The organism is Thalassobacterium maritimum (assembly GCF_031127805.1).
GTDB classification, from domain to species: Bacteria; Verrucomicrobiota; Verrucomicrobiia; order Opitutales; family Coraliomargaritaceae; genus Thalassobacterium; species Thalassobacterium maritimum.
Map to the genome: position 1 here is coordinate 126510 of NZ_JARXHW010000005.1, position 26329 is coordinate 152838.

Genomic DNA, 26329 nt, shown 5'->3' on the forward strand with positions numbered 1-26329 from the left:
TTGAAAGCCGCTGCCAGCGCGACACTTTGAGCTGCTTTCCAAATTTTCCGCTATGTCTGAGATCTCAAAAGCCTACGAACCGAAAGAAGTTGAACAACGCTGGTATGCCAACTGGCTGGAAGCTGGATGCTTCAAAGCAGTGGCCGACGCGGAGCGTGAGCCGTATGCGATCATGATCCCGCCCCCGAATGTGACGGGGATGCTGCACATGGGCCACGTCTTGGACAATACCTTGCAGGACATCTTCGTGCGCCGCGCGCGTCTCGAAGGTAAGGCTGTGCTCTGGCAGCCGGGCACTGACCATGCCGGCATCGCCACGCAGACCAAGGTTGAAAAGCAGATTCGTGAGGCCACCGGCCAAACGAAATACGATCTGGGGCGGGAAGCTTTCTTGGATAAAGTCTGGGAGTTTCGTGAGCAGTCGGGCGGTGTCATTTTAAATCAATTACAGAAATTGGGTGCGTCCTGCGACTGGGACCGCACTAGTTTCACGCTCGACGAGGACTACAGTAAGGCCGTTTTGGATGCCTTTGTTAAGTTTTACGAACGCGGCTATATTTATCGTGGCAAGCGCATGGTTAACTGGTGCCCCGCCACCCACACCGCACTCTCGGACGAAGAGGTGAATATGAAGCCGCAGAATGGCTTCTTTTACAAAATGCGCTATGAGTTGGTCGAGGCCGATGGTGAGCGCACGCATTTGGAAATTTCCACCACGCGTCCGGAAACACTGATGGGGGACTCTGCGGTGGCGGTGCATCCTGAGGATGAGCGTTATAAGCATTTGATCGGTAAAACCGTCTGGCGCCCCTTCCCGAAGGCAGAAATTCCGATCATTGGCGACGAGTATGTCGACCGTGAGTTCGGCACCGGTTGCTTGAAGGTGACACCTGCGCACGATAAGAATGACTTCGAAATCGGGCAGCGTCACAATCTTGAAATGATCGAAGTGATCGATGCCCAAGGAAAGCTCAACGAGCTGGCGGGAGAAGAGTTTAACGGAATGGACCGCTTTAAGGCTCGCAAAGTCGCGGCGCAGAAGTTGGAAGACATGGGGCTCTTGATCGAGCGTGAGCCTTATGAAAACACGGTTGGATTCTCTGAACGTGGCGATGTGCCGATCGAGCCGCGTCTCTCGGAGCAGTGGTTCCTCAAGTATCCTAAGGTGGAAGAAGCGAAGCGTGCGGTCGAAAACGGCACCATCAAATTTCACCCGGATCGTTGGAAGAAGACTTACCTACATTGGCTCAATGGCATTCAGGACTGGTGCATCAGCCGCCAACTCTGGTGGGGCCACCGTATCCCGGTCTGGTACAAGAAAGGCTTCGAGCGCACGGAGCTTGATTTTGAAAATCCGGAGCACGTGCACGTATCGGTCGAAGGTCCCGCTGATCCTGAAAACTGGGAGCAGGAAGAGGACGTGCTCGATACCTGGGCTTCCTCATACCTCTGGCCAATGGCCAACCTTGGTTGGCCCGAGCCGACTGCGGAACAGCAAAAGGAACTCGATTTCTGGTACCCGACGTCCACCTTGGTCACTGGCTTCGACATCATTTTCTTCTGGGTGGCCCGCATGATTATGGCTGGCATCGAGCTTTACGGTGAGGATGCCAAGGACTTGTCCGACGAAGAGATCGCCAAGCGTATTCCGTTTAAGAATATCTTTATCCACGGCCTGATCCGTGATGAGAAGGGGCGTAAAATGTCGAAATCGCTCGGCAACTCGCCTGATCCGCTCGACTTGATCGCTAAGTATGGCGCCGACGGCCTACGCTTTGGTATCTGCAATATCGCGCCGTCGGGGTCGGATATTCTCTTCTCGGAAGAGCGTATTCAGATCGGCCGTAACTTCTGTAATAAGCTGTGGAACGCGGTGCGCTTCCGTCAAATGTCAGGCCCGATGGCTGACAATTCTAGCTTCGAAGCCATTATTAGCCGCATCCATTCGGACCTGTTCGACGATTACGATCACTGGATCCTGGGCCGTTTGCAGCAGGTAACTGCCGATGTCGAAAAGTGCTTTGCTAATTATGAAATCTCGCCACTCACACACCAGATTTACGCATTCTTCTGGGGCGATTTCTGTGATTGGTATGTGGAAGCTTCCAAGGGCAAACTCAAGGGCAGCGAAGAGCTGCGGGATAACTGCCTCGCCATTCAAGACTTGGTCATTCGCCAAGTGCTGCAACTTGCGAACCCGATCATTCCTCACATCACGGAAGAACTTTGGAAGGGCTTGGGCTACGATGAAGTGGTGCCCTACATTCAAAATACTACGCTGACGACGGCGTTGACGCTGGAAGAGCGCGTATCCGTGGATTTCGATTCCATCGAACGTGTGACTCAGCTGCAGGAGCTGATCTCGCAAGCACGTGCGCTTAAGGCGCAATACAACCTGGCTAGCAAGCGCGACGTCGCTGTGTTCTACGGTGCCGAAGGTGCCGCGGCCGCAGTGATCGCAGATAACGCCAGCCTGATTCAAACACTGGCGGGCTTGGGTACTTTAGATGCGATCGGCGATAAGTCTTCCGATGGCTTGCCTGCGGTGGTGACGCCGCTGGGCTCGCTCTACTTAGATCTGAGCAGCAGTATCGACGTCGAGGCCGAGAAAGCGCGCCTAACTAAGGAGCTGGAGAAGCTTAATAAGTTGGTCGCGGTCGGTGAAAATAAGTTGAAGAACCCGAAGTTTGTTGAAAGTGCCCCCGCGAAAGTGGTCGAAGGGGCTCGTAAGCAACTGGCGGAGACCACCGAAAAGCGCGATGAAACACTGCGCATTTTGGAGAGCTTGTAGACGCTGAAAACGCTCTTTCAAGAAAATCGTAAAACACTGGCTCTGGCACTGCCCATGATTGCTGGGCAGCTGAGTCAGATGCTGCTCGGCTTGGCCGATACTATGATGATCGGCCGAGTCGGCACCGTTGAGCTGGCGGCTGTGGCCTTTGTAAATTCGCTTTTCTTTTTGGGCTTCGCGCTCGCGAGTGGTCTCTTTGCGGCGGTTTCGGTGCGGGTTTCACACGCCTTTGGCAGTGCTCGGCCTGAGTCCATCAGCGGCTCGCTGCGGCATGGCTTGTTGCTGTCGCTGCTCTTTGGGCTCTTTCTCTCGCTGGCCTATCTCGGCTTGAGCTTTCGGCTCGACTGGTTTCGACAGCCGCCTGAAGTCACGGAATTGAGCGGCTCTTACTTTCGCTGGCTGGCGCTTTCTTATCTTCCGATGGTGCCGATGCTGACTTTGAAGAGCTTTTCCGAGGCGCTGAATAAGCCCTGGCCGGTGCTCTGGCTGATGCTGGGCACCGTGGTGCTGAATGTGTGGCTTAACTATCTGCTTATCTTTGGCAATGCCGGCTTGCCCGCCATGGGCTTGGATGGGGCCGGCTGTGCCACCTTCTTGGCGCGCTGCGCCGGCTTTGTGGCAGTATTTGTTTATATTTGTAAATCACCACAGATGCGTCCGCGCTTGCCCGCGCGCTGGTGCGCGCCTATCGATTGGTCGGTCGTCCGTTATCTAGTGAAATTAGGGCTGCCGATCTCCTTGCAAGTTTCTTTGGAGTTTGCGGTGTTTGCCGCCTGTTCACTGCTCATGGGGCAATTTGGCAGCACCACCTTGGCGGCGCATCAAATCGCTTTCACCTGTTCCTCGACTGCGTTCATGCTGCCCTTGGGCTTGTCCATGGCTTTGACCATTCGGGTGGGGCATGCTGTGGGCGCGCAGCAGTGGGTGAGTTGCCGTCGCATGATTTTGGGAGCACTCTTAATGATTACGGGCGCGATGTCGCTGACTGGCGCAGTGTTTGTTGGCTTTGGCAGTGAGCTGGCGGCGAGCTTTACGCTCGATCAAGATGTGGTACGTATGACCGCTGCCTTCTTAGTGGTGGTGGCGATTTATCAAGGTTTTGATGGGGTTCAAGTGATTAGTATGTCGGCGCTGCGGGGGATGCATGATGTCTATGTGCCGACTTGGATTAACTTCGGGAATTTCTTTTTGTTCGCGGTGCCACTCGGGATCGTGCTGGCCTTTTTTGTTGGTCTGGGCGGCATCGGCCTGTGGTATGGCGTGGCCACCGGAATGTGTGTGTCGGCGATTGTGCTTACGACACGGCTGCGGCTGATTCTAAGACGGCAGTCGGCGCCAACACCTAACAGTGAGCCGGTCAAAATATGACCTGTTGGTGCTGCTTGCGTTTTTCACTTAGCTGCACATTTACTCAGTGCGACATCCGCTATGAAAAAGATCCGTATCCACCACATCACAGAGTACACGTTTTCGACACCCGTGGAGTTGACGGAACACCGTCTACTGCTGCGCCCACGTGAGGGGCACGATATTCGGATACAATCATCGCGCCTGGATGTGAGCCCGCATGCCCAAACCAAGTGGTATCGCGATATTTACGGAAATTCGGTCGGGCTGTTGTCTTTAAAAGAGCGCGCCGATACACTCCGAATTGAGAGTGAAGTGGTTATTGAGCACTATGCCGAGCGCCCGCTGGACTTTGTGGTGGATCAACGTGCGGTGACCTTTCCATTCCCATTTGAGCCAGAAGATCGCTTGGATCTGTTGCCCTATTGTACGCATAACTGGCCCAACCATACCCAGCAGTTGAAGCAATGGGTTGCTCGCTTTTGGCAGCCGGGGCAATCGATCGAGACCTTTTTGCTGCTAGATCGTATGAATAAGGCCATCGTGTCTGACTTCGGCTACGGCATGCGCGAAGAGCCCGGTGTGCAAAATCCAAATGACACCTTGCGCTTGCGAACGGGGAGCTGCCGTGACTTTGCCGCTTTTTTTATCGAGGCCTGCCGCTATCTGGGGCTTGCCGCGCGCTTTGTGAGCGGGTATCTGCACAATCCTGGTTCCAATCAGCATGGCTCGACGCATGCCTGGTCCGAGGTGTATTTGCCAGGCGCTGGTTGGGTCGGATTTGATAATACCAGCGGCCTGGTTGCCGGCACCGAGCATATTGCCACCGCGGTACATCGCCACCCTGAGGCTGTGCCGCCAGTGGCGGGCTCCTATCTGAGTCAGCAGCCAATTGATTCGAGCCTACGGGTTACAGTTGACGTTTCTCAAATCTAACACAGGGGTTGGAGGGCTATGATCGATTCGTTGGAAGGTTACAGTTATGCTGCATTGGAACAAGTGCTGGCGGATGCCGGGGTCAACCCTGTGCATGCCAAGCCGCTCTTTGGTGCGGTGCAGCGTCGGCTGGTAACTGGTGATTTGAGCGCCGCCGAGGGGATTTTGCCGCCTGTGGCGCGTTGGTTGGATTCGGAGGGCGCGCCCACACTCTGTCCCACCGAGCAGACGGATTGCACCCCCAGTAGCGATGGTTTTACCGAGAAGTATCTCTTGCGCCTGGCCGATGGTGCTGAGGTGGAAGCAGTCCGTATGGGCTTCCCCGGGCGCTTTACCGCCTGTCTGAGTAGTCAGGTTGGCTGCGCGATGGGCTGCGTGTTTTGTGCCACCGGGCAGATGGGCTTTTCGCGGCATTTGACCGCGGGCGAAATCGTGGCGCAGGCACACCATGTGGAGCGCAGTTTGCGTGCGAGTCATGGGGAGCGCTTGCGTAACATCGTGATGATGGGCATGGGCGAGCCACTGCACAATTTTGAACCATTGATGGAAGCGCTGGGGATTTTAACCGACAACCGCGGCCTCAACATCGGCCCTGCACGTGTGGCCATCAGCACCGTCGGACATATTCCAGGCATTCAAAAGCTAGCTCGCCACCCCAAGCGCTATTCACTCGCGGTGAGCCTGCATGGCGCCAGCGATGAAGAGCGCGGTAAGCTGATCCCTGTGAATAAGAAGTGGCCACTGGCCGACCTGATCGAGGCCTGCCGTGAATATACCCAGATCAAACGGGCGCGGGTGTTCTTTGCGTGGACTTTGATCGGTGGCGTCAATGACACGGCGGATCACGCGCGACGCTTAGCCGAATTGCTGAAGGGCATCGATGCGCATGTGAACTTGATCCCGCTCAACGCGACCGAAGGCTACGAGGGGCAAGCGCCCGCAGAGACGAATGTGCGCGAGTTTCAGCAAATCATTCAAGACTCCGGCCTGCCCAGCACCGTGCGGCAACGCCGCGGCATCGACGTCGCCGCTGGCTGCGGTCAGCTCAAAGCTAAGCGTATAAAAAGGTAGGAGCCCCGCCTGCTCTGAGCGTATGAAAAGGTTGGAGTCCCGCCTTTAGGCGGTCTGAGTGGATCTCATTGCTAAAACCCGCTAAAACACCACGCTGCGAATCGCGAATTTTGGCTTATTTGTTTGGCATCAGAGAGGAATCATAATCGTCTGCCTGCATTATGAGAATGCACCGTATTTTGGCTCATGCAGCGACTGACATAATTAAAAGTGTTTTTCATGAACACAAAGTTTTAGACCGCTGCTTAGCCCAGGCCTTTGAAGCGAACCCGAAGTGGGGGAAGCGCGACCGTAGTTTCATCGCGGAAACATGCTTCGAAGTGGTTCGCTGGCGGCGGGCCTTGAGCTTTTTGGCGGATAGCGAGGATGTTGAGGCATTATGCGCGGCTCAATGGGGCCGCATGGGCTATGAGCTTCCGGATTGGTGGACCTATCATGGTGCCAGTGCCGATGAAATGACGTCGCGTGAGGCGGAGTTGCCACAGCAGGCTCGGGCGATTCGTGAATCGATACCAGATTGGTTGGACGTGCTAGGATTGGAAGAATTGGGCGCCAGTTGGGATTCCGAACTGGCGGCCTTGAACCAGCGCACTCGGGTCTATTTACGCGTCAATACTTTGAAAACCTCACGGCTGGCTGCTCAAGAGTGGCTTGCCAGCCAGAACATTGTGATCGAGGAAGTTTCGCATTTACCCGACGCATTGGCGCTGATGCCTGGCAAAACACTCGCCAAAAAATTTAGAATGGATGGACGGGTGGAGATTCAGGATGGAGGATCTCAGATGATCGCGCCGCTACTTGCGCCGCAAGCGGGGGAGTGCATCATCGATACCTGCGCAGGAGCCGGCGGGAAATCCTTGCACCTCGCTTCGCTCATGCAAAATCAAGGGCGCATTATCGCAATGGATGTGGTGCCGAGGAAATTGCGCGAGTTAGAAAAGCGCGCGCAGAGGGCGCACCCGAAGCACTGCATCGAGACGCATCGCATCGATGCGCAGACGATCGTTCGATATAAAGAAGTGGCGGACCGTCTTCTGATCGACGCACCTTGCTCAGGCCTAGGCACCTTGAAACGACAGCCCGATCTAAAGTGGCGCCTGCAACCAGAAACGATTAATAAAGTGAGAGCCATTCAAGCGGAGATTCTCAGCGACTACTCGAGCATGCTGAAGCCTGGTGGGCGACTTGTTTACGCCACTTGCTCCGTGCTGCCCTCTGAAAACCACGCAAACACCGCACGACTCCTAGAGCAAGGTGGCTTTCGCTTAGTTGAAGAGCACACGATCTCGCCGGCGACTTGTGGCTACGACGGCTTCTATGCGGCTGTGCTGACGAAAATATAATCAGGTTGGAGTCCCGCCTTTAGGCGGTTGCCGAGCAAAAGACCGCCTAAAGGCGAGACTCCAAGCTACGGCTGCGTTTGATTACACATCCCAATCTTCACCATAGCGATCGATCGGGTATTCCAGCCAATGCTGGGCAGCTTCTTCTTTGCCAACGGAGATCAAGTATTGGGCTGCGCTTGAATAGGGCCAATCTTGCCATTTATTCACATAGCCATGTTTGACTGGGTTATTGTGAATGTAGTTCAACGTCGCTTGGAAATGTCTCTCTGATTTTATCGCGGTTTCAGCTGAACCGTGAAATACTTTTTGGCCCTGTGTGCTATCTTCTTTGTTCCAGTTGAAAGATGTTCGGCCGTGAAACTTGCCCAATTCGATGCGTAGCTTAGCGATGTCGTTTGTTTCCAGTAAGACGTGGTAGTGGTTTGGAAGCACGGCATGCGCAAAGATACTATTGGAAAGCTTCTCCAATTCGAGTAACAGTGAGTTTTCGAATTCTGAAATTCGTTGAGCATTTTTGCCAATATGTGGTGCATGATCAAAGCATGCCGCCGTCACCATGAATCGTTTTTGGCTTGTTTTCCAGATTGGTGGACGTCGCCAGGATCCTCCGCGAAGTTGACGTTGAGAGAATATGGCCTGCCTTTCGGCTTCGGACATTTTTCTCCAGTCATACATGTTTTTTGGTGTATTGGTGGTTTGTTTAGGTTGGAGTCCCGCCTTTAGGCGGTTGCGTATGAAGGTCTTACCTCGGCGACCGCCTAAAGGCGGGACTCCAACCCTAACCACTGCTAGCCTTTACGTCGTTTTTGCACCGCAGTCGCCAGCTCTTCGAAGATCGCTTCAGTCGCAGGGAAGTCGATGCAGGCGTCGGTGATGCTTTGGCCGTAGGTGTTGTTCCCGCCGGTGCTGTAGTCTTGGCGACCCGCCACTAAGTGGCTCTCTAGCATCACTCCAGCGATACCGGTTTGGCCGGCTGCGATTTGCTCCGCGAGCACGTGGGCGACTTCGCTCTGGCGTGTGTAGTCCTTGTTGCTGTTGCCATGGCTGCAATCGACGATTAAATAAGGAGGCAGGTTAACGGCTGCGAGCTGCTCTAGAATTGGCTCGATCACATGGGCTTCGTAGTTGGGCCCCGTGCGGTTGCCGCCCCGCAAAATTAGGTGTCCATCAGGGTTACCTGTAGTTTGGAAAATGGCGGTCACACCTTGCTTGGTGACAGAGGGGAACCAGTGCGCTTGCCCCGCGGAGCGCACCGCGTCGATTGCGATTTGCACGTTGCCGCTGGTGCCATTTTTGAAACCGACGGGCATGGAGAGTCCGGATGCGAGCTCGCGGTGAACTTGACTTTCAGTGGTGCGCGCCCCGATTGCGGACCATGCAATCGCGTCGGCGATGAATTGCGGAATGATGGTGTCTAGAAATTCGGCTGCAGTCGGTAGGCCCAGTTCGCAGATGTCGACCAATAACTTGCGTCCGATGCGGAGGCCTTGATTAATTTCAAAGCTGCCATCAATCTCTGGATCATTGATTAAGCCTTTCCAACCCACCACAGTGCGTGGCTTTTCGAAGTAGGTGCGCATGATGATTTGCAGATCATCTTTATAGCGCTCACGCAAGGGGAGCAGACGCTCGGCGTATTCAACTGCAGCTTTAGGATCGTGAATGGAGCAGGGCCCGCAAATCACGCAAAGACGGTCGTCTTCACCGCGTAAAATGGCGCTGCTCTCCTGGCGGCCCTGTTCGACCACTGCCAGAGCAGCGTCGGAGAGTGGGATCTCTTCCACTAAAATGGCGGGTGGCAATAGGGGACGCGTTTGAGCGATGCGGGCGTTGTCGTGTACTTTGTTCATGGAAATAAATTTATTGAGGAATGACTTCCGATAGGCTGGTGATTAATAACATCAACAGACTGAAGGCGTTAAAAAACGCGTGAAACCAAATGGGCACTAGCAGGTTGCCGGACTTTTCGTAGGCACGAGCGAGCAGGACGCCGACGATGACCAGTGGCACAAAGGACATCAAATTAGCATGCATCATGGAAAAGACGCAGCCGCTCAGGATTTGCGCAGGAAGTCGAGTGGTCTGGCTTTTTAGAAAGCGATAGATGCAGCCACGAAATATGATTTCTTCTACTATCGGAGCTAATACGACTGCCATTAGCACTAGTAGGCCAATCGCTAGTGGATCGCCTCCTTTTTGAAAGAGTGTGATTAGCTCTTGCGGGGCAAAGGCATCAATCACGCCAGCAGCTTCTAGCACGTTTAAGAGCGCCGTGGATACCAGCGAGGCGATCCAAATCACTGGCAAAAACATTAAAAATAGTGGTAGCGCTTGTCGAAATGCCGCCCAGAGCGATAGATGAACTTTGTTGAGTCGGCTCGCATAGTGTCCTGGGTAGAAGCGACGTGCGCCGTAAAAAACGGCTAACATCGGTAGCTGTAGTAATAACACCGCCATCACCGCTAACCACGGAGTCAATTCCAGTGGCGCTTCGCTTTCACTGGGCGTGGTAAAGAATAAGGCCGCCGCCATACTCTGCACCAAGAACACCGAGATGATCATGGCGCAAATGAAAATCCCAAAATTGACCCAGCCGATCGACCACGCGGGCACGCCTGCTGGCTCGATAATGTCCTCGCGTGGTCGCTGAATGTGGCGAAACCACAGTGCAGCGCTACTGCCGAGTATACCTAAGATTAGTAGGGACGCGACAATGAGTGGCGCATCCACTTGTGTTTCAGTGGGCATCGTCTAGACCGTGATCGAGCTGCCGTCGAAGACTTGCTCGCCCCCGACGTAGGTTGCTTTGACAACACCCTTCAAAGTCTTGCCATGCCAAGGGCAGTTGCGCGACTTACTGAAAAACTTGTTGCTATCTACCGTCCATTCCTCATCGGGATCGAAGAGGCAAATATCCGCCGCGGCACCCACACTGAGCGTGCCTGCGTCGAGTTTGCACACTTCCGCACCTTTATGCGTCATTAGTGCGATCACCTCACTCAAGCCCAAATGCTTTCCATGGTAAAGCGTGGTTAAGCAGCTCGCCAGTGAGTTCTCCAAGCCGATCACTCCGAAGGGGGCGTAATCAAACTCTTGGTCTTTCTCTGTCGGTGAGTGGGGGGCGTGATCCGTCGCGATGCAGCTCAAGGTGCCATCGACCAAACCTTCAATCAGAGCCAATCGGTCCGCATCCGTGCGTAGGGGCGGATTCATTTTAAACACCGTATCGTAGTCGTGCAGGTCCGCATCCGTGAATTCTATGTGGTGAGGGCTGGCTTCGCCACTCACGCTGACCCCGCGATCAATCGCGCGGCGTAATAGATCGACCGATCGTGCGGAGCTTATGTGCTGCATATGAATGTGAGCTCCTGTCAGCTCCGCCAAAATGACATTGCGCGCCACGATGATGTCCTCCGCCGCCTTCGGCCAACCTTGCAGGCCCAGTCGCAGCGACCATTCACCCTCATTCATCATGGCGCCCTCGGTCAGGCTCGCATCCTGGCAGTGGTCCATGATCGGGAGATCAAACATTTGGGCGTACTCCACAGCGCGGCGCATAATCTCGTTGCTTTGCACGCATTTGCCATCATCAGTCATGGCCACTACGCCCGCCTTCTTGAGCTGTCCCGTGGGGGCCAGTTGTTCTCCTTGCATACCCACTGTCAAGCAGCCCGTCGGATATACGCGAATCACGGCTGCGCGTGCGACTTTATCCATGATACGTTGAATTGTGCCTGCATTATCGCAGACCGGCCCAGTGTTCGGCATACAGACCACCGAGGTAAAGCCGCCTGCCGCCGCCGCCTCGGTGCCGCTACGAATGTCTTCCTTGTGTGTTTGCCCCGGGTCGCGGAAGTGCACATGAATGTCCACCAAGCCCGGTGCAACCACCAGTCCCTTCGCATCCACGACGGTGGCTGCCGCTTGTTGAGCTTCGCTCAGACTGTCGACGATTTGGCCATCGACCGCATAAAGATCGCTGATGGCGTCACGTTTATTTGCCGGGTCGATCACACGACCATTCTGTATCCAAAGTATATTCATCAATTAGAAATTCAGGATTAATAATTTATTTCGGCAGTTCGATCGCTTGCTGATGGTAAGCACAGGAGCACAGATGTAAGATCGCCATACGCACGACAATCCCATTCGTGACCTGCTGTAAGATGACCGACTGTGACGAATCCGCCAGTTCAGAGTCGATCTCCACCCCGCGGTTAATTGGGCCCGGGTGCATAATAATCGCGCCTGGCTTGAGCCATTTCGCTCGATCCTTATTCAAGCCAAAAGAGCTGGTATACTCTCCGATCGAAGGGAAATGAGTTGCTGTCTGTCGCTCATGCTGAATACGTAGCAGCATCACCGCATCCGCATCCTCCAGCGCCGGTTTCAGATTGTGACACACCCGCACACCTGTGGCTTCAAAAGCTTTCGGCACCAGTGTGCTCGGGCCCGCGATGGTCACTTTCGCCCCCAGCTTTTGCAGGCAAATGATATTCGAGCGAGCCACGCGGCTGAACAAAATGTCGCCTAAAATCGTGATATTCTTACCATCCAGCGAGCCAAACTTTTCCAGCAAAGTAAAAGAGTCCAGCAGCGCTTGAGTCGGGTGAGCATGCGCGCCGTCGCCCGCGTTGATCACTGGAATGTCGACCACCTTGCTCAAGTAATTCGGGGCGCCCGAGGCCGAGTGGCGCATAATGATAATGTCCGCCTTGAGTGCTTCCATGTTGCGCGCTGTATCGCGCAGAGTTTCCCCCTTCGTCAGGCTACTTGCTGCGCCCGTCACCGTAATCGTGTCCGCGCTCAAGCGGCTGGCCGCCACCTCAAAGGCCAGCCGCGTGCGCGTGCTCGGCTCCAAGAACAGATTCACCACTGTGCGTCCGTTCAGGTAGGGTTGCTTCATGTTATCCGCCTCCATCGCCCGTTTAAAGGCAGTAGCGGCAGTAAAAATCGTTTCAATCTCAGCGCGGGAGAGAGGCTCCACATCGATCAGATCTTTTCGCTTCCAGGATAGGCTTTGGCTCATGAGTTATAATAAAATGCTCCGAGCTCGGAAATGTGCGCCGTCATCCAGAAAGGGCAACGAGAAATCGCCAGCTTTTCAATATGCATTCATACAAAGTAGGGACAGACTAAAAATAGTCGACTATGACGGGTATGTGTGATGCACTTGGGTGTATGAGGACGGGCAGACTTAAGCTGAGTGGTGTGGCTGCGAGTTACCATTGCATGACGCGCACGGTAAATGGGGAGCATTTGTTTAAAAACCGCGAGAAGGAGGTGCTGCGTAAAATGATTTGGCAAGTCGCGGACTTTTGTGGAGTGGAGGTGCTGACTTATTGTATCATGTCGAACCACTTCCATGTGCTGCTGCGGGTGGATGATCGGCAGCAGGTGTCTGACGCGGAGTTGCTGCGGCGGTACCAGGTTCTGTATCCGAAACCAACTAAATACCAGACGGCGTCTGTGATTCTGATGAGGAAGACACTGCTGTCGGGCGGTGAAGATGCGGATGTGATTCGTCGGCAGTTGCGAGCTCGGATGGGCGATGTTTCGCAGTTTATGAAGGCGCTGAAACAGCGTTTTTCTGTTTGGTACAATCGCTCACACCGGCGCTACGGTACCTTGTGGGCAGAGCGTTTCAAGTCGGTGCTGGTTGAGGGGAAGGGGAATCCACTGCAGACGATGGCTGCGTATATTGACCTAAATCCAGTTCGAGCGGGCTTGGTGGAGGATCCTAAGGATTACCGGTTCTGCGGCTATGCGGAAGCGGTGGCGGGCGTGGCCGAGGCGGAGTCGGGGCTGCTTCGTATTTGGAGCGATCATGCGGCTAAGCAGATTGATGCGGCTTTGCAGGCGCATCGTATGTTGATCTTTGGTAAGCATGCCGCGCGGGCAGGGGTGTCTGACATCTCACGTGAGCGGGCTTTGAAAGTGTTGGAACAGGAAGAAGGTGTGCTGCCTAAGGCAGCGGTCCTGCGCTGCCGAGTGCGTTATTTTAGCGACGGGGCGATTTTGGGCTCGGCGGAGTTTGTGCGTGGCTTTTCCAAAACATGGCAGGCGGAGCGCAGGCGCAAGTATCCGCCTAAAGTGAATGCGATGAAGGGGGCGGACTGGGGCGATTTGTCGGTGATCCAGGGACTGAGACGGCAGGTCTTTAGCTAAGTGGCTGGGGACTGCTTATAGTCGTAGGCCGAATTGTGCGCTGGCTAGGATGTCGAATGCTTTTTGACTGTGGTCGAGCAATTTGCCGAGATCGCGGAGGGTGAGCAGACTGAAGGTCATGCCGGATTCGTTAACCTGTATTAAGAGGTCCAATTGAGGTAACTTGAGCTCGAAGGCGCTGCCGTCGGGTTCGTAAGTCAGTGCGTCGGCCAGTTCGGGGATGTCTTCGATGGCGTCGATTTTGTCCTCTACCTGAACGGGCATGGCAAAATCGACCACTAGTTGATCGCAGTGATGGGTGAAGCAGGCGTGGAAGCGCTCGTCTGCGGCGATGGCATCCGTGTGCAAGGCGACAATCTCGGTGGTGAGGATGTAGTTCTTTGGATCCTCCGAGCATTGGTCGACGCGGATCTGTAGGTCGAAGTCGGGCGTTTTGATCCAGGCAAAGCCGTCCTCGCAACTGTAGTCGAACTCGCGCCGCTTGTAGCCGAACAGGCTGCGGATGTCGCCATAGAGTTGATCGGCGGCGGCTTTGACGTCGGCTTGGCCCACTTTGCGCACAAAGTTTTGTGCGGCATCGTTCTGGCTGTCGGGCACATGATGGTGCTTCTGGTAGCCGCCCAGTTTGCGGATGCGCCCGAGTGTAGAGCCGACGATTCGGCTCTGGTTGGCGGGACCTTCGACTGGTGGGTTTGTTTCGATGGGAGGCAGGTTGAACCTTGCCCTGTGGGAATTCAATATTTGATATTTCCTACTTTTCCCCTTTACAAGCGGGGCGGAAAACTATGGTTTCCTCCTTTTTTCCCAATTTCTCATGCAGAAAACACGCAAATCCATCGCAAAACGCTTCAAGAAGACAGGCACCGGTAAACTCCTGCGTCGTACGCCAGGGCACCGTCACCTTCTTCGCAATAAGAGTGTCAAGCAACGCCGCCGTGCAGGTAGCAGCAAACTCGTCGCTGACGGGCAACGCGCTAACCTGATCCGTGGCCTGCCTTTCGCTTAATATTGCTTAGATTACTTAAGTAACTAAAGAAACGTTTTAACAACTATAACTCACGCTAGCCGGGTAACATGAAAATGGGCGACCCGGCAGCGACCTAAACGAGAGATACCACAACATGCCTAGAGCCACTAATGGTCCCGCGACGCTTGCTCGTCGCAAAAAAGTTCTGAAAAAAGCCAGAGGCTATTTCGGAAATAAATCACGTCTTTTCCGCTACGCTAAAGACGCTGTCGATCGCGCAGAAGTTTACGCTTACCGCGACCGTCGCAAGAAGAAGACAGAGTTTCGTCAACTCTGGATCGTTCGTATCAACGCGATTTGCCGTAACAATGGCATCAACTATAGCCGTTTCATCCGTGGTATCAAAGCTGCGGGAATCGAAATGGATCGTAAGCAGCTTTCAGAGCTCGCGATTCATGACGAGGCTGCTTTCTTGACTCTGATCGAGAAGGCTAAAGAAGCCAACGCTGCTTAAGTTTTATTGCAGCGTTCGCGCAGGTAACTAGATTGCTTTTTTAAAGGCCGATTCCTATTGGGAATCGGCCTTTTTTTGATTCTGCTTGCGAGGAGTCTCGTCCGCATTTTCGCGAGTGTAGGATATTGGCTTCATTGTTTCATACTTGACTTGCCTGTTTTCATACTTTGAGTTATCAAAGTATGAATTTTAATAGATCTGTTCTATCTTGTTTGTCAGTTGTGTTGTGCAGTCTTGGGCTCGTGGCGTGCTCTGATTCTCCGCAGGGGGCGGAGTCTGCTGCGGGGGCCTCAATGTCTGCGGCGTCGTATCAGGTGGTGTGCACGGTGGGGATGATTACGGACATCGTGAGGAATGTTGCTGGTGACTATGCGCAGGTGGAAGGCATTATTGGTGAAGGGGTGGATCCACACCTGTATAAGCCGACCCGTGGTGATGTAGTTAAACTAAGTCAGGCAGATATTGTTTTTTACAATGGGCTATTGTTGGAGGGTAAGATGACAGATGTATTGGTGCGAGTCGCGACTACAGGTAAGCCAGTCAAGGCAGTCACAGAAGCGATTCTTGGTGATCGCGATTATATTCTCGATAAAGATGATGGTTCTGAGCATACGGATCCGCATGTCTGGATGGATGTGGGGGGCTGGTTACGTGCGGTGCCCGTAGTGGCTGAGACTTTGGCGGACTTTGATCTGGTGCATGCGGATGATTACCGGACCAACGCCGCTGCATATGTCGAAAAATTGGAAGCCTTGGACGCTTATGCCAAGCGCGCGATGGCGACGATTCCCGAAGGCCAACGGGTTTTGGTGACCGCGCACGACGCATTCCAGTATTTGGGGCGTGCCTATGGTATCGAGGTGCGTGGTATTCAGGGCGTCAGCACCGAATCGGAGGCAGGGGTGCGCGACTTAGAAGACTTGGTTGACTTTATCGTGGAGCGCGCGATTCCGGCAGTCTTTGTGGAGACCTCCGTCGCGGATAAGAATGTGCGAGCCTTGGTAGAGGGCGCTCGGGCACGCAGCCACAAGGTGGATGTCGGCGGTTCACTATACTCCGACGCGATGGGCGCGGCGGGCACTTATGAAGGAACTTATATTGGGATGATTGATCACAATATAAGGACTATTGTGAATGCACTCGGAGGCTCTACTGATGGCTTTAAACAGTAGTTTTATTCGACTGGCATACTACTTGCCGTGCGCTTAGCTTACAATTTGATATGAACGTCGTCAGCAAAGAATTGTCGTCCCATTCCGAGTCATTGCCCGAGCTAAAGTCGCCGCTTGCGATTCGTGATCTTACGGTGGCTTATCATCGCAAGCCAGTGATTTGGGATATCGATCTTTCGATTCCGGAGGGCAAACTCGTGAGTATTGTAGGGCCCAATGGGGCGGGTAAGAGCACTTTGATCAAGGCCTGTTTAGATTTGATTCCGCGTTCATCGGGCGAGGTGATGATCTACGGGCAGTCCTATGAGAAGGAGCGCAAGCGTGTAGGCTATGTGCCGCAGCGCGAGAGTGTGGATTGGGATTTTCCGGTGAGTGCCTTGGATGTGGTGGCGATGGGGACCTATGGGCAGATCGGATGGTTTCGGCGTGTGAGTAAGCGAGCGAAAGCACTGTCGATGCAGGCACTGGAACGAGTTGGGCTCGGTGATTATGCGCATCGGCAGATCAGTCAACTTTCTGGAGGACAGCAGCAACGCACATTTCTGGCTCGCGCGCTGGTGCAGGATGCAGACATTTATTTTATGGATGAGCCTTTTGCTGCGGTGGATGCGGCGACCGAGCGAGCCATTGTTGAATTGCTCAAAGATCTGCAAAAGCGTGGGAAGACTGTTCTGGTGGTGCACCACGATTTAGCGACGGTGCCACAGTATTTTGATTGGACGGTTTTATTGAACATGCGGGTGGTGGCTGCAGGGCCGACAGAGGAAGTATTCACTCAGGAGAATTTGCGCCGGACCTATGGTGGTAAATTAACTTTGTTAACGCAGGCCGCGAACGAGGTGGTGCAGTCACGTTGATGCTTTAAAATGCCTGAACTTGCTGATATTTGGAACGTCCTCTTTTTGCGTGATTATAATACGCGCTTGGTGGTGATCTGTACCATTTTACTAGGTTGTGCCTGTGGTTTGATGGGTGGCTTCTTGCTTTTGCGTAAGCGCTCTTTGATGGGGGACACGCTCTCGCATGCGACACTGCCAGGGGTCGGTTTTGCCTTTATGCTGGCGGTCGCGATGGGGGGGGATGGTAAGTCCCTACCGATGCTTCTGACGGGGGCGGCGGTCACGGGAGTGATTGGTTGTTGGGCGGTTCTATTTATTCGGAATCAGACACGCATAAAAGATGATGCGGCGATGGGCATCGTATTGAGCGTATTTTTCGGTGCAGGGGTGGCTGTGCTGGGCATGATTCAGACGATGCCTGAGGGCAGTGCCGCGGGCTTGGAGTCTTTTATTTACGGGAAGACCGCTTCGATGGTGCTGAGTGATTTTCGGATTCTAGTTTTGGTCACGATTTGTGTGCTGAGCTGTTCCTTATTGTTATTTAAAGAATTTCGTTTGCTCTGTTTTGATGAGAGCTTTGCGGCTTCGTTGGGATGGCCGGTCAAAGTCTTGGATGTTATTTTGTTGGGATTGGTGACTGCGGTCACGGTGGCGGGGCTACAAGCAGTGGGCCTGATTTTGATTATTGCGTTTTTGATCACACCCGCGGCGGCGGCTCGCTTCTGGACAAATCAGCTCGACCGCATGTTATTGCTTTCGGTGTTGATCGGAGGCGCCAGTGGCTGGTTTGGCGCGAGTTTGAGTGCTTTTTATCCACGCTTGCCTGCGGGGGCAGTCATCGTGCTGGTAGCGGCGCTTTGTTTTTTGATCAGCATGTTGCTAGGTGTGGAGCGTGGCGTGTTAGTTCGTTGGCTACGCCAAACGCAGCTGCAGCATCGTATCGGGCGCCAACACTTGCTGCGGGCGCTCTACGAAATACTAGAAGCCAATCGTCAGAGGGGCGAGTTAGCGATTGTGGCGGTGCCTTTTCGGCAGATCCGTGGGCGTCGCACCTGGAGCGATCGCAGTTTGCGTGATTGTATTCGCCGTGCCTATGACGATGGCTTAGTTGAGATGCAGGTGAAGGAGGACACGATTCGGCTGACAGAGGCTGGTTTGGCTGAGGCGGCGCATGTGACACGCAATCATCGCCTGTGGGAACTTTATTTAATTGAATATGCGGATGTGGCCACCAGTCGTGTGGATCGGGATGCCGATATGGTCGAGCATGTGCTGGGAGAGAAAATGGTGGCTCGCTTAGAGAGCAAATTACAAACTTATCGCAGCGCGGGGAGTTTGGTGCCTGCGAGTCCGCACCCCATCGTTCCGGGCGATTAGCGGGGGCTGGTAATTAGGAATTAGGAGTGATGGAGTGGTATAGCATAGATACATGGATCGTGGTGGTCGGCGCTTTGGCGGCGGTGGCCTGTGCCTTGCTGGGGAATTTTCTGGTGTTGCGCAAAATGAGCATGATGGGCGATGCGATTAGTCATGCAGTTTTGCCGGGTCTAGCCATCGCTTTCTTGATTACGGAAGCGCGTGCCAGTTTGACCATGTTTATCGGTGCGGCAGTTGTGGGCGTGTTGACTGCCGTTTTTACTCAATGGATCAGTCGATTCGGTAAAGTCGATGAGGGAGCGTCGATGGGCATTGTATTTACATCGCTCTTCGCGGTGGGGCTCTTGCTGATTGTGCAAGCGGCCGACCACGTGGACCTAGACCCCGGCTGTGTGCTTTATGGCGCGATCGAGTTGACGCCTTTGGATGTGGTTTGGCGGCCTGTGCTCTTTGGCACAACTTTGGAAGTCCCGCGTGCTGCGCTGGTGCTCGCGGGTGTGACTTTGCTGAACGTCGGCTTTGTGGTGGCCTTCTTTAAGGAGTTGCGCATCTCATCCTTCGACCCCGAGTTAGCGACGACGATGGGGATTAACTCTAATTTGATGCACTACATGTTGATGACATTGGTGGCGGTGACAACGGTGGCGGCGTTTGAAGCGGTCGGTAGTATCATCGTGATTGCGATGTTGATTGTGCCCGCGGCCTCTGCGCATTTGTTAACGGATCGGCTTTGGCTGATGGTATTATTGAGTTGTGTATTTGCGATTTTGGCCGCGGTCTTGGGGCACTTGAGCGCTCTGATCGTGCCCGGCTGGTTCGGTTTTGCCGATACTTCCACCTCCGGTATGATGGCGGTGATGGCAGGCGTGCTCTTCGTCGTGGTTATGCTGAGCGCGCCGAAATACGGAATTTTGCTTAAGCACATCCGCAAGACGGAAGCGGTGCAGTGAATTTTATCCTTTGTAGGGAACCGTCGGCACACCTCTGATGCCGAGTCCGTCGATGACAAAGAGTTTGCCCGCATCAGGCTCCTCGAGGTCGGGCTTAATACCAGTGGTCACAAAGAGACGATCCATGTGCTTGCCACCAAAGGCGCATGCCGTGGTTTCGATGCAAGGCAGATCGACGCGTTGTAGCTCTTTGCCGGTGCTAGGATCGAAACGCACCACGCAACCACCATGGCAAAATGCGACCCAGAGCATGTCCTCGGCATCAATTGTCATACCATCAGGAGAGCTGGCATAGCCCTGTGCTGCGGTATCGATGGCCACGCGTGGATTGGAAATGTTGCCGCTGGCTTGATGGTAATCGTAGGCGCGGACTTGCTGCGTGGGGGTGTCGATGTAGTACATCGTCTTGGCGTCTACAGTCCAGCAGATGCCGTTGGAGTTGGTAATATCAGCGGCCTTGTGGCTGAGTGAGCCGTCGCAATCGAGGCAGTAGAGGTTGGCGCTGCCGGTGTTTTTGACCATGCTGATCGTGCCGGCCCAAAAGCGGCCCGCGGGGTCGCACTTACCATCGTTAAAGCGATTCTTGCCACGCAGTTCCGACTCTGGATCGGCCAGCGGTGTTTTATGCCCGTCGCGCAGATTATAACGAATGCAGCCACTGTCGCCCGCGTAGATGACTTCGTCCTCGTGCTCGGTCGGAACGACGGTTCCGATCAATTCGCCCACGTCCCATTGTGCTTCGTTGCCGCTTTCGGGATCGAGGCGAATGATCTTATGACCTTTAATATCTACGTAGAGCAGCTGATCGCCCCACCAGATCGGGCCTTCGCCCCATTGAGATACTTTGTTGCCGATGGTTTGTATTTTAGGAGTCGTCATGCTTGTTTGATGAGCCATTTTCTGGCTTGGGTCAACCGTAGGAAGCTATGTGAAAACTAGTCTTGTGCTTCTAGTTCGAAGCCATCCTTGCTGTCTTTCACGACCCAGCCTTGAGCGAGTAGGGCGTCGCGCAGTTCATCGGCCTTACCCCAGTCTTTCGCTTGTTTTGCCTCCCAGCGTTCTTGGGCGAGGGCGACAATTTCTTCCGGGGCGTCGACTTGTTTCGCTTCGACTGTGAAGAGTTCGAGCCCAAGTGCATAGAGCAGGCTGCCAAATGAGCGAAGCATTGAGCGAGCGCCTTCTGCGTCTAGCGAGGCTGCTGGATTCGAGCCGATGACTCCGAAGATGGCCCCTAAGCACGCGGCGGTATTGAGATTCTTGCGCAGGGCGTCCCAAGCTTTGCTCAAGCGGCCAAAGTCCTCGGGTGCGTCGGTGCTCACATAGTTTTTATTAAAACTGTCGCTTGATTCGCCCGTCTTGGCGAGTAGCGCCTCAGCAAAGCGTTCCAGACGTGTCAGCGCACTCTGGGAGGCGTGTAAGCCATCGAAGGTGAAGTTTAGTTGCTGACGATAGCTGCCTGCGATCAAAGTGTAGCGCACGATCATGGGGCTGAAGCCCCTTTCGCGTAGGTCGTCGAGTGTGTACAGATTACCCAGACTCTTCGACATCTTGGCGCCCTCGACCATCAAGTGAGCGCTGTGAAACCAGTGGCTGCAGAAGTCGTGCCCGTGTGCACATTCAGACTGTGCGATTTCGTTTTCGTGGTGGGGAAAGCAGAGATCGATGCCGCCACCGTGTAGGTCGATCGTTTCGCCGTCGAAGGCGCTGTCGACCATGGCCGAGCATTCCAAGTGCCAGCCCGGACGTCCTTCGCCCCAGGGGCTGGTCCAATAGTTAGCGCCGTCCTCAGGTTTGCGTGATTTCCAGAGCGCAAAGTCGGTGACCGATTCACGATCGTATTCGTCCGCATCGTTGAGTTCGCCAGCGGAGTTTTCATTCTGGGTCTTGAGCTCGCGCTGCTTCAGACGTGAGAGACGTCCGTAGTCTTCAAAGGAGCCGACGCGGAAATAGACGGAGCCGTCGTCGGTGGCATAAGCGTGGCCTTTTTCAATTAACTTTTCGACCAATGCAATTTGCTGAGGGATGTGAGCCACGGCGCTAGGCTCGATGCTGGGAGGGAGCATGTTGAGTGCGTTGCAATCCGCGTGGAACTTATCCGTCCAGTAGGCAGTGAATTCGACCAGACTTTTGCCTTCTTCTTGCGAGCGGCGGATCGTCTTATCGTCCAGGTCGGTGATATTGCGCACGTGTTTCACGGGCGTGCCATCGACTTCCAAGACCCGGCGCAGTGTGTCTTGGATCAGGAAGGTTCGGAAATTCCCAATATGCGCGGGGCCATAAACAGTGGGGCCACAGCAATAAAAACGCAGCGTATCACCGCTCGCAGGCGCGAGCTTTTGCACAGATCGACTAAGAGTATCATAGAGTTCGACGGACATGGCTGCCATGAATGGCAAAGTCCGAGCGAAAGTGAAGGTGAAAGTTCAATTCTGAGCGATTGAAGTTGGACTGGTGATTGAGATATCAGGTGACTTCCACTGCGGGCAGGGGTGGGGCCTTGCAAGACATGTTACACTTGCAGCATGCCTATTGACTACAGTCTCGCACCGCTCGATCTAACTCTGATCGGTCTGTATGCGCTCGTCGTGTTATGGATTGGTTGGCGCCTCGCTGGAAAACATCACTCGGCCGAGGATTATTTTTTGGCGGGACGCGGCATGCTCTGGCCATTGATTGGGATTTCGCTCTTCGCCTCTAATATTTCATCAACGACATTGATCGGTCTGGCGGGCGACGCCTACCACACCGGGATCTCGGTCTTTAATTATGAGTGGATGGCTTCGGTTGTTTTAGTTTTTTTCGCGATCTTCATCCTTCCATTCGTTTTGCGCGCACAGGTATTTACGCTGCCAGAGTTTTTAGAGCGCCGCTACGATGGGCGCATTCGCAGTTATTTCTCGGCACTAACTTTATTTCTTAACATTATCGTCGACACCGCAGGCAGCCTCTTCGCTGGCGGGTTGCTGCTGCAACTCGTATTTCCGCAATTGGACATGGGACTGACGATTGCAATTCTTGCGGTCGCAGCAGGGCTCTATACAATCGCTGGCGGGCTCGCCGCAGTGATTTACACAGACGTGATTCAAACGGTGCTATTGCTGATTGGCGCCGTGGTCATCACGGTCGTCGCCTTCGACAAGGTGGGTGGTTGGAGCGGGATGACTGCCGACCTCGACGCATCGCGCTTGAGTCTGATCCGGCCACTTGACGACGCGGGCGTCCCATGGCTCGGCTTAATCACCGGAGTGCCACTACTAGGCTTCTACTTTTGGTGTGCGAATCAATTTATGTTACAGCGGGTGTTAAGCGCCAAGAGTATCAACCATGGTCGCTGGGGTGTACTACTCGCAGCCGCTCTGAAATTGCCGGTGCTGTTTATCATGGTGCTGCCCGGCACTATGGCGATTCATCTCTATCCCGACCTTGCGCGACCCGATCTGGTCTATCCCACTCTAATGTTTGATCTGCTGCCGACCGGACTGTTGGGCTTAGTCATGGCAGGTTTTATTGCGGCGTTGATGTCGCAAATAGATTCCACCCTAAATGCTGCGTCGACTTTGGTTACGATGGACTTCGTGCACAAACGACGACCTGACTTGAACAGTGCGGCTCTGATGAAAGTCGGCCGTTGGGTGACGGGGATCTTTATGATTCTCGCGGCACTTTGGGCCCCACAAATTGAGAATTTCGCGTCTCTGTTTAAGTATCTGCAGATGGTGCTCTCTTACACCGTACCACCGATCTGCGCCGTCTATTTAGTGGGTGCGTTCTGGAGAGGTGCGAATGCTTCGGGTGCATGGCGGGCTGTTATTGTGGGCACGAGTGTGGGGGGACTTCTATTTGTGCTCAACGAAGTGCTAGGCCTGCTGGATTTGCATTTTCTCTACGTCGGTCCGCTATTATTTGTTGTGTCCACACTTACGCTCTGGCTGACGAGTCACGACACGCGGCCTCCACGCGAGGAGCAAATTGAGTTAGTGTGGACGCCCGCTTTCTACAAGCAGGAGAGCCGCGATTTGCAGAAATTGCCGATTTGGCAGAACTATCGTGTCTGGTCAGTTGCATTACTAATCGTAACGGGCGTGCTCGTCTTTTGCTTTGCCTAGCTGCGGTTTGAAGGAGGTTTTATTGTATGGATGCGAGCTTTAGCGCATTGCTTGTGATTCTAGCATCGTTTTTGCTTATGGGGCTCCATGCAATTCAACACCACAGGTTATCTAGATTTAAGAGATTAAAGGCACATCGTGATTCGCTACCAATACAAGCATCGTACACTACGTTTCGCAATTCGCAGGTTTATCACCTGCTTACCTGCATACTATGGTGGTTATTATCTAAGTATTCCACTGATGGGCGAAGTGTCGCATGTCGGTGGGTTGTGGGCCTTAATTTCCACATTGATCGTTCTACAGCCTAATCGAAAAGATGCCTGGCAGACCGCTTTATTGCGCATGGTGGGCACTTTTATCGGGGCGACTTTTGCGGCTGTTTATTTGAGTTTTTTGCCTTTTCACCCGCTGGGGATGTGCGCCACGATCGTTGCATCTGTGTTGGTCTGCGGTGGTTTCGGTGTGCCAAATTATGCGCGTTTGGCCTGTATCACGATTGCAATCATGATGGTTTCTACCGTGATTGATCCGCATATTACACCGCATATGAATGCATTGCTGCGCTTTTTAGAATCGGCGACTGGCACCTGTATTGCAGTTATTGTAACTGAGATTTGGCCCGAAGAAGATCCCGACCATAAGAAGCCCGGGAGCTTGCGGGTGCCGCTGTCGGATTTGAGTCGTAAGAAGAAGACGTCGCAGGACGAGTGAGTGTGGCTTTAGCAATAGACCATTACTATGGTCAGTACTAATCTGGCGAGTGCGACATAGATGCCACATTTGAAAATTTTCTAACTCGGCAAGAACATGAAAAATGAAGAGAGCTCGGCGAAAGAGTAATACCACTTCTAAGAATATATGATCTATAAGCTTGGGCTTTGCGTAGCCTCGAAACTCTGTTTCCATGCGTCGCCTTCGGCTATGCAGGACACAGTCGGGGGGGGGGCGATCGGCATCGCCCCGGTTCCGAGAACCGAGGTTACAAAAGACATATCTATTAGGACCAAACTTTTTGCGAATAGGTATAAAATCCATAATGCGAGCGTGGATCGAATTCAGCCTGATTTATTTTTATTATCATCGCACGTTCAAGGCTATGCTTTCTGACCCGCCTCCCAGGCCAAGCAAGCCTGTTTACGCGTTTCGCCCCAATGATAGCCGCCCAGCTGACCGTCGCTGCGTAAGACTCGATGGCAGGGGATCAGCCAAGCGATTGGGTTGGCACCTATGGCGGAGCCCACCGCTCGCCCGGCTTTAGGGCGGTCGATCCATTGTGCGACATCTGCATAACTGCACACATGACCAGGCGGAATTCGAAGCAGGGCTCGCCATACTTGAATTTGAAAATTGGTGCCTTGTAGGAAGAGGTGCAATGAGTTGGCAGAGCGCTTGGAGGAGTTAAAGATCGCCTGCATCGTTAGAGCGGTGCCCGCTTGATCTGCTCGTAAAACCGCAGCAGGCCATCGTTGTTGTAATTTTGAGAGTAGGCTCGCGGCGGATTCGTGCGTTAGGAATTCTAGGAAGCATACTCCCCGTTTCGTTGTTCCGATTAAGCACTCGCCGAAAGGCGTGGGATGTAGTCCGTAGCGGATCTCTAGTGACTCTCCGCGCGCTTTAAATTCGCCTGGAGTGACTGCCTCAATTGTGACAAACAGGTCGTGTAAGCGTCCTGGTCCTGAGAGCCCGGCTTCGTAGCTCGCAGTCAGCAAATCGGCCGAACGGGCCAATTGCGATTTCGCATGTTCGAGTGTTAGCAATTGAATGAAGCGCTTGGGACTGATGCCGGCCCATCGTGCAAATAAGCGCTGTAAATGATATTCGCTTAAGTGAATGGCTTGCGATAATTCTGCTAAGCTTGGCTGTTGCTTGGCATTTGCGCGTAGGTATTCAATGGCAGCCTCGATGCGTTGGTAATCGTTGAGCGGATCGCGTGAAATCGGCTTACCAGAATTTGCTGAAGAACCGATAGACATACAAAGAGCTGGCTGAAGATGAGGGGAGGTTTTTTCTGGGGGCGTTCTGGATGCCTCTCCATTGTTGCCGGGAAGTATTGAGAACTGTAGTTATCTGTATCATCCCAATACGATACAATTATTCATGCGGTTAAAAACACCCGATTCTTGCGAATTCGCTCTAGATTGAATCGTCGTGCGCAGCCGTAGCTGTCAGTAGTTCTTTATTATTATTTCTTGGGGCGCTTCTTACGTTTGGCAGGTTGAACTTTACGGCCCCTTTTCGCGGAGCTTTCCGCTTGTTCTTGATGGGTCTTTTTCCAGCGCTTCGCCTCTACGGCAAATTGGTTTAGTTTCTTCTGTTGTGATAGGTCGTAGTCCATTAATTGCCTTTGCTTGAGTATATTTTTAGGTGAGAAGCTACTTTGCTTGCTGGGATGCGTAGTATGGTTCTACTGTTTCGAGGTGCCCTTGCACGATTTTACTCACCGATTCGGCAGGCATCTTGCCTTTGTGCAGTTCGAAAATTGCTACTAGTAGTGCGAGCTCAATGTCCATTTTCTTAGGCGTGGTAGCCTTCATTTCTGCTAAGATGTCGAGTGCCTTCTTCTCAGCTTTTTTATAGTATTTGAAGTTTTCTTCATTTGGTGTCGTCATTAGCGTCACGATTGCCCGCGAAGGCGAGTAGTCAAGCGACTAGGTAGTGTTTTAAATTAAAATTTGATCCATACGAGGATTGCCGCGATGGCGACCATCGCGGCAAAGGTCGTCTGCAACTTTTCGAATCGCG

The 26329-nt window shown here is 53.5% G+C and carries 24 protein-coding genes; 14 read left to right on the plus strand and 10 right to left on the minus strand.

Annotated features, from left to right (window positions below; translation table 11 throughout):
• The first annotated feature begins 52 nt into the window (after nt 1-52).
• The 5 genes from QEH52_RS03905 (at nt 53) to QEH52_RS03925 (ending at nt 7488) form a co-directional block, all read left to right on the plus strand.
• Nucleotides 53-2791, plus strand: coding sequence for a valine--tRNA ligase (locus QEH52_RS03905; RefSeq protein ID WP_308948743.1), 2739 nt, complete (start codon nt 53-55; stop codon nt 2789-2791).
• Nucleotides 2792-2845: 54 nt separating this feature from the next.
• Complete coding sequence (locus tag QEH52_RS03910) at nt 2846-4159, plus strand: MATE family efflux transporter (RefSeq protein ID WP_308948744.1); 1314 nt, start codon at nt 2846-2848, stop codon at nt 4157-4159.
• Nucleotides 4160-4219: 60 nt separating this feature from the next.
• A complete protein-coding gene (locus QEH52_RS03915) occupies nt 4220-5074 on the plus strand; it encodes a transglutaminase family protein (protein WP_308948745.1) in 855 nt (284 codons plus the stop codon).
• An 18-nt stretch (nt 5075-5092) separates the two neighbouring features.
• Nucleotides 5093-6145 carry a dual-specificity RNA methyltransferase RlmN gene (gene rlmN / locus QEH52_RS03920; RefSeq protein ID WP_308948746.1) on the plus strand — a complete coding sequence of 351 codons (1053 nt, stop codon included), beginning with the start codon at nt 5093-5095 and terminating at the stop codon, nt 6143-6145.
• A gap of 167 nt (nt 6146-6312) precedes the next feature.
• Complete coding sequence (locus QEH52_RS03925) at nt 6313-7488, plus strand: RsmB/NOP family class I SAM-dependent RNA methyltransferase (RefSeq protein ID WP_308948747.1); 1176 nt, start codon at nt 6313-6315, stop codon at nt 7486-7488.
• An 81-nt stretch (nt 7489-7569) separates the two neighbouring features.
• Here QEH52_RS03925 and QEH52_RS03930 read toward each other — a convergent pair whose 3' ends face one another.
• The 5 genes from QEH52_RS03930 to QEH52_RS03950 form a co-directional block, all read right to left on the minus strand.
• On the minus strand, nt 7570-8148 hold the full coding sequence (locus tag QEH52_RS03930; protein ID WP_308948748.1) for a hypothetical protein: 579 nt from the start codon (nt 8146-8148) through the stop codon (nt 7570-7572).
• 131 nt (nt 8149-8279) lie between these two features.
• A complete protein-coding gene (locus QEH52_RS03935) occupies nt 8280-9341 on the minus strand; it encodes a 3-deoxy-7-phosphoheptulonate synthase (protein WP_308948749.1) in 1062 nt (353 codons plus the stop codon).
• A gap of 10 nt (nt 9342-9351) precedes the next feature.
• Nucleotides 9352-10239 carry a CPBP family intramembrane glutamic endopeptidase gene (locus tag QEH52_RS03940; protein WP_308948750.1) on the minus strand — a complete coding sequence of 296 codons (888 nt, stop codon included), beginning with the start codon at nt 10237-10239 and terminating at the stop codon, nt 9352-9354.
• 3 nt (nt 10240-10242) lie between these two features.
• The gene (locus QEH52_RS03945; protein ID WP_308948751.1) at nt 10243-11535 is read right to left on the minus strand and encodes a dihydroorotase; all 1293 of its coding nucleotides are present in this window, start codon (nt 11533-11535) and stop codon (nt 10243-10245) included.
• A gap of 25 nt (nt 11536-11560) precedes the next feature.
• Nucleotides 11561-12520, minus strand: a complete 960-nt coding sequence (locus tag QEH52_RS03950) for an aspartate carbamoyltransferase catalytic subunit (protein WP_308948752.1) — start codon at nt 12518-12520, stop codon at nt 11561-11563.
• A 152-nt stretch (nt 12521-12672) separates the two neighbouring features.
• Here QEH52_RS03950 and QEH52_RS03955 point away from each other — a divergent pair, with 152 nt between their 5' ends.
• Nucleotides 12673-13659: a transposase gene (locus QEH52_RS03955; protein ID WP_308948753.1), complete on the plus strand. Its 987-nt coding sequence runs from the start codon at nt 12673-12675 to the stop codon at nt 13657-13659.
• 15 nt (nt 13660-13674) lie between these two features.
• On the opposite strand, the gene QEH52_RS03960 is transcribed toward QEH52_RS03955, so the two are convergent.
• A complete protein-coding gene (locus QEH52_RS03960) occupies nt 13675-14397 on the minus strand; it encodes a hypothetical protein (protein ID WP_308948754.1) in 723 nt (240 codons plus the stop codon).
• Between the two features lie 76 nt (nt 14398-14473).
• Between QEH52_RS03960 and rpmI the strand changes: the two genes are divergently transcribed.
• From rpmI to QEH52_RS03990, 6 genes are all read left to right on the plus strand, one after another.
• Nucleotides 14474-14665 carry a 50S ribosomal protein L35 gene (gene rpmI / locus QEH52_RS03965; RefSeq protein ID WP_269525511.1) on the plus strand — a complete coding sequence of 64 codons (192 nt, stop codon included), beginning with the start codon at nt 14474-14476 and terminating at the stop codon, nt 14663-14665.
• Nucleotides 14666-14780: 115 nt separating this feature from the next.
• Nucleotides 14781-15140 (plus strand): 50S ribosomal protein L20, encoded by a 360-nt coding sequence (gene rplT, locus QEH52_RS03970; protein ID WP_308948755.1) that lies wholly within the window; start codon nt 14781-14783, stop codon nt 15138-15140.
• 242 nt (nt 15141-15382) lie between these two features.
• On the plus strand, nt 15383-16312 hold the full coding sequence (locus tag QEH52_RS03975) for a metal ABC transporter solute-binding protein, Zn/Mn family (RefSeq protein ID WP_308948757.1): 930 nt from the start codon (nt 15383-15385) through the stop codon (nt 16310-16312).
• Between the two features lie 50 nt (nt 16313-16362).
• On the plus strand, nt 16363-17169 hold the full coding sequence (locus QEH52_RS03980) for a metal ABC transporter ATP-binding protein (protein WP_308948758.1): 807 nt from the start codon (nt 16363-16365) through the stop codon (nt 17167-17169).
• A gap of 9 nt (nt 17170-17178) precedes the next feature.
• Nucleotides 17179-18528 (plus strand): metal ABC transporter permease, encoded by a 1350-nt coding sequence (locus QEH52_RS03985; protein WP_308948759.1) that lies wholly within the window; start codon nt 17179-17181, stop codon nt 18526-18528.
• Nucleotides 18529-18557: 29 nt separating this feature from the next.
• On the plus strand, nt 18558-19478 hold the full coding sequence (locus QEH52_RS03990) for a metal ABC transporter permease (protein ID WP_308948760.1): 921 nt from the start codon (nt 18558-18560) through the stop codon (nt 19476-19478).
• 3 nt (nt 19479-19481) lie between these two features.
• Here QEH52_RS03990 and QEH52_RS03995 read toward each other — a convergent pair whose 3' ends face one another.
• Together QEH52_RS03995 and cysS are read right to left on the minus strand one after the other, a co-directional pair.
• Nucleotides 19482-20375, minus strand: a complete 894-nt coding sequence (locus QEH52_RS03995) for an SMP-30/gluconolactonase/LRE family protein (protein WP_308948761.1) — start codon at nt 20373-20375, stop codon at nt 19482-19484.
• A gap of 38 nt (nt 20376-20413) precedes the next feature.
• Nucleotides 20414-21856, minus strand: a complete 1443-nt coding sequence (gene cysS / locus QEH52_RS04000) for a cysteine--tRNA ligase (RefSeq protein WP_345785442.1) — start codon at nt 21854-21856, stop codon at nt 20414-20416.
• Nucleotides 21857-22000: 144 nt separating this feature from the next.
• Here cysS and QEH52_RS04005 point away from each other — a divergent pair, with 144 nt between their 5' ends.
• On the plus strand, nt 22001-23584 hold the full coding sequence (locus QEH52_RS04005; protein WP_308948764.1) for a sodium:solute symporter: 1584 nt from the start codon (nt 22001-22003) through the stop codon (nt 23582-23584).
• Between the two features lie 138 nt (nt 23585-23722).
• Entirely contained in the window at nt 23723-24298 is a 576-nt protein-coding gene (locus QEH52_RS04010; RefSeq protein WP_308948765.1) for an FUSC family protein, read from the plus strand.
• Between the two features lie 383 nt (nt 24299-24681).
• Here the strand turns inward: QEH52_RS04010 and QEH52_RS04015 are convergent, their stop codons facing one another.
• Both QEH52_RS04015 and QEH52_RS04020 read right to left on the minus strand, forming a co-directional pair.
• Nucleotides 24682-25560, minus strand: a complete 879-nt coding sequence (locus tag QEH52_RS04015) for a methylated-DNA--[protein]-cysteine S-methyltransferase (RefSeq protein ID WP_308948766.1) — start codon at nt 25558-25560, stop codon at nt 24682-24684.
• Nucleotides 25561-25959: 399 nt separating this feature from the next.
• The gene (locus tag QEH52_RS04020; RefSeq protein ID WP_308948768.1) at nt 25960-26196 is read right to left on the minus strand and encodes a hypothetical protein; all 237 of its coding nucleotides are present in this window, start codon (nt 26194-26196) and stop codon (nt 25960-25962) included.
• Nucleotides 26197-26329 lie beyond the last annotated feature (133 nt).